Genomic DNA, 4047 nt, shown 5'->3' on the forward strand with positions numbered 1-4047 from the left:
GCATCTAATAACAAGGTGTCAACTCCAATGACGGCTGATCAAATGAAAGACCAAAAAGACATGCTTCCATATACTGGTGAAGCCAAAACATCAATGGCTACTATTGGATTCTTTGGATTAGCATTGGCTGGCCTGCTAGGTGGACTCGGTTTGAAAGCTAAAAAAGAAGAAAATGACTAGTCTAGCTACAGACTTTCTATCTAGGATATGAAAAATCTAGATATCGTTTAGAATGTTCGTAAAGAGATTAAAATAGTGTTATACTATTGTGGTATAGCACTGTTTTTTCAAAGGAGAGGCAGATGGGAAAGACAATTTTACTCGTTGACGACGAGGTAGAAATCACAGATATTCATCAACGTTATCTGGTTCAGGCAGGATATCAGGTTTTGGTGGCCCATGATGGAGTAGAGGCCTTAGAAATCTTCAAGCGAAAACCGATTGATTTGATTATTACAGATATCATGATGCCTCGGATGGATGGTTATGATTTGATTAGTGAGGTTCAGTATCAATCTCCAGATCAGCCTTTTCTCTTTATCACGGCTAAGACTAGCGAGCAGGACAAGATTTATGGCCTGAGCCTAGGGGCAGATGACTTTATTGCCAAGCCCTTTAGCCCTCGTGAGCTGGTTTTGCGTGTCCACAATATCTTGCGTCGCCTTCATCGTGGAGGTGAGACAGAAGTCGTCAGTCTCGGGGATTTACGGATGAATCACGGTAGTCATGAGGTCCAAGTCGGAGATGTGGCGCTTGATTTGACAGTCAAATCCTTCGAACTTCTATGGCTTTTAGCCAGCAATCCAGAGCGGGTTTTCTCTAAGACAGACCTCTATGAAAAGGTCTGGCAGGAAGACTATGTGGATGATACCAATACCTTGAATGTTCATATTCATGCTCTTAGACAGGAGTTGACTAAACATGCTAGTGCAGAAACACCGACCATCAAAACCGTCTGGGGCTTGGGCTACAAAATTGAGAAAGCACGAGGTAGTCAATGAAATTAAAAAGTTATATTTTAGTGGGGTATATCATTTCAACACTCCTAACGATTATCGTGGTTTTTTGGGCCATCCAGCGAATGCTAATTGAAGAAAGAGAAATTTATTTCCTAGTGGGTATGACTCTCGTGGCTAGTTTTATCGGTGCTGGGATTAGTCTCTTTCTTTTATCACCGGTCTTTACTTCATTGAGCAAACTCAAGGAACATGCCAAGCGGGTAGCGGATAAGGACTTTCCATCAAATCTGGAGGTTCAAGGCCCTGTAGAATTTCAGCAATTAGGCCAAGCTTTCAATGAAATGTCCCATGATTTGCAGGCCACCTTTGATTCTTTGGAAGAAAGCGAACGAGAAAAGGGCTTGATGATTGCCCAGCTATCGCATGATATCAAGACCCCCATCACTTCAATCCAAGCGACGGTAGAAGGGATTTTGGATGGGGTTATCAAGGAAGGAGAACAGGATCATTATCTAGCAACCATTGGGCGTCAGACGGAAAGACTCAATAAACTGGTTGAAGAGTTGAATTTTTTGACTCTAAATACAGCTAGAAATCAGGTGGAAACGACCAGCAAGGACAGTATTTTTCTGGACCAGCTCTTGATTGAGTGCATGAGTGAATTTCAGTTCTTGATTGAGCAGGAGGAGCGAGACGTCCATTTACAGGTAATCCCAGAGTCTGCCCGGATTGAAGGAGATTATGCCAAGCTTTCTCGTATCTTGGTGAATCTGGTCAATAACGCTTTTAAATACTCAGCTCCAGGAACCAAACTGGAAGTGGTGGCTAAGCTGGAGAAGAACCAGCTTTCAATCAGTGTGACCGATGAAGGACAGGGGATTGCCCCAGAGGATTTGGAGAATATTTTTAAACGTCTTTATCGTGTAGAAACTTCTCGTAACATGAAGACAGGTGGTCATGGTCTTGGTCTTGCGATTGCGCGTGAATTGGCCCATCAATTGGGTGGAGAAATCACAGTTACCAGCCAGTACGGCCTCGGAAGCACCTTTACCCTCCTTCTTAACCTCTCTGGTAATGAAAATAAAGCTTAAAAACCCTTTACAAATCTAGCCATTCATGGTAAAATGGATTTTGTGTGAAATATCAGCAGGAAAGCATGAAGCTCGTCAACAGGTGTCTTATGATAAGTAACCTTGGCTGTTTAGGCGAAGGGCATCTGCACGAATCAGGGCTTTCTAAGTGACTATTTCCACCGAAATATTATTTATATCAGGAGGACATTCATATGTCACGTTATACAGGACCATCTTGGAAACAAGCTCGTCGCCTTGGCCTTTCACTTACAGGTACAGGTAAAGAATTGGCACGTCGTAACTACGTACCAGGACAACACGGACCAAACAACCGTTCTAAATTGTCAGAATACGGTTTGCAATTGGCTGAAAAACAAAAACTTCGTTTCACTTACGGTGTAGGTGAAAAACAATTCCGTAACTTGTTCGTACAAGCTACAAAAATCAAAGGCGGAATCCTAGGTTTCAACTTCATGCTTCTTTTGGAACGTCGTTTGGATAACGTTGTTTACCGTCTTGGTCTTGCGACTACTCGTCGTCAAGCTCGTCAATTCGTAAACCACGGTCACATCCTTGTTGACGGAAAACGCGTTGACATCCCATCATACCGCGTAACTCCAGGTCAAGTGATCTCAGTTCGTGAAAAATCATTGAAAGTTCCAGCAATCCTTGAAGCAGTAGAAGCTACTCTTGGACGTCCAGCATTCGTATCATTCGACGCTGAAAAATTGGAAGGTTCATTGACTCGCTTGCCAGAACGCGACGAAATCAACCCAGAAATCAACGAAGCACTTGTCGTTGAATTCTACAACAAAATGCTTTAATTTTAAGATATATCTTACAGAAAGCCTACAACAGTGGGCTTTTTGCTTTGTATTAAAACGTTGATTTCTGGGTTTGTCATCATTTTTGTCATCACTTATAACGAACTTACAGCTTTCTCATAAAATGAGACGGCTGTTTTTGCTTTTTCTTTGGAGAGATGACTGTAAGTGTCCATAGTCATAGCTAGTGTAGAATGACCTAGACGATGTTGTAATTCTTTATAGGGTATTCCAGAGTTTAGCAAAAGACTAGCATGTGTGTGTCTGAAACCGTGGAATCCAATATTAGGTACACCAGCATGTTTGAAACGTGTGTTTAAACGAGTTGATAGTGTTTTATTGTTTGCGTATTGGGGAAATAATAGAAGTTTAAAAGTTTGTTATTTTAAATTTGATGTTTATAAAATGATTAGCAGATAAGAAAAGGAACAACTTGCCTTAATTGCCTGCAGAATGGTAAGGAGATAAGAGAGAAAACACCTCTTAATGGCTTATCTCATGGTATGAGAGTAGTCCTGAAGTAAGAGCGAACCAAGAGAAAATAAAAAAGCACCTAGAATAATCTAAGCGCTCAAGAGTAGTGGACGGTGTGCCTGTCCCGTCATCTCATACTATGAAGTTGCGTAGCGACACTATTATTTCTACCTCACTTCTCTTTAAACTAATTATATCATAAAGGAGTAGCAGCTTGACCACTGACGAAGTAGAAAAGAAGTTAAAAAGCTATCGTAATAATCTCTTGTTGATTGAATATTAGAATAGGAAAGTTTATAATGAACTTAAAGTAAAGGAGGTTTCGTTCTAGATATGATGATACCACCAAGCAAAGAGCTGTTGATTTTTTATAATCAAATTCATGAGTGGGTTGACCAAGTTTATCCAGACCAGGATAAACCTGCTGTATCATTTAAGAAAGACACTCCACAATCTATTTTAGATTTATTTGATAGTATTAAATCTAAAATAGGTTTTGATTACCAAGAACATAAGTATTAAAATAATAATTATGGATAAGTTAAACATGAAAAATAAGATAATTGATGTTTATAAAATAGCGCATCGTCTTGTTTCTATTACTGTTGAGAATCCTGATTTTTCAGATTTGAAAATCAATCATTTTGTGAGAATTGGGGAAAACGAGTATAGGGTACATAGTGTCCCTATGATTTGTTCAACTCCACCTAAATCTAT

At 40.0% G+C, this 4047-nt stretch carries 6 protein-coding genes and 1 pseudogene; 6 read left to right on the plus strand and 1 reads right to left on the minus strand.

Annotated features, from left to right (window positions below; all coding sequences use genetic code 11):
* From ACLNCN_RS03750 to rpsD, 4 genes are all read left to right on the plus strand, one after another.
* On the plus strand, positions 1-180 hold a 180-nt coding region (locus ACLNCN_RS03750; protein ID WP_424844650.1), incomplete at its 5' end, for an LPXTG cell wall anchor domain-containing protein.
* A gap of 122 nt (positions 181-302) precedes the next feature.
* Complete coding sequence (locus tag ACLNCN_RS03755; RefSeq protein ID WP_049521327.1) at positions 303-1001, plus strand: response regulator transcription factor; 699 nt, start codon at positions 303-305, stop codon at positions 999-1001.
* Positions 998-2050 (plus strand): sensor histidine kinase, encoded by a 1053-nt coding sequence (locus tag ACLNCN_RS03760; protein ID WP_424844651.1) that lies wholly within the window; start codon positions 998-1000, stop codon positions 2048-2050. The genes ACLNCN_RS03755 and ACLNCN_RS03760 overlap by 4 nt, the downstream gene beginning before the upstream one ends.
* 194 nt (positions 2051-2244) lie before the next feature.
* Positions 2245-2856, plus strand: a complete 612-nt coding sequence (gene rpsD / locus ACLNCN_RS03765) for a 30S ribosomal protein S4 (protein WP_000092756.1) — start codon at positions 2245-2247, stop codon at positions 2854-2856.
* 95 nt (positions 2857-2951) lie between these two features.
* On the opposite strand, the pseudogene ACLNCN_RS03770 reads toward rpsD, so the two are convergent.
* A pseudogene (locus ACLNCN_RS03770) lies at positions 2952-3209 on the minus strand (tyrosine-type recombinase/integrase); the annotation flags it as partial.
* A 454-nt stretch (positions 3210-3663) separates the two neighbouring features.
* Between ACLNCN_RS03770 and ACLNCN_RS03775 the strand changes: the two are divergent.
* Complete coding sequence (locus ACLNCN_RS03775) at positions 3664-3852, plus strand: hypothetical protein (protein WP_261105143.1); 189 nt, start codon at positions 3664-3666, stop codon at positions 3850-3852.
* Between the two features lie 10 nt (positions 3853-3862).
* The coding region (locus tag ACLNCN_RS03780) for a hypothetical protein (RefSeq protein ID WP_424844652.1) at positions 3863-4047 on the plus strand (185 nt) is incomplete at its 3' end.

The sequence above is a fragment of the Streptococcus sp. CL8.13 genome (assembly GCF_049737895.1).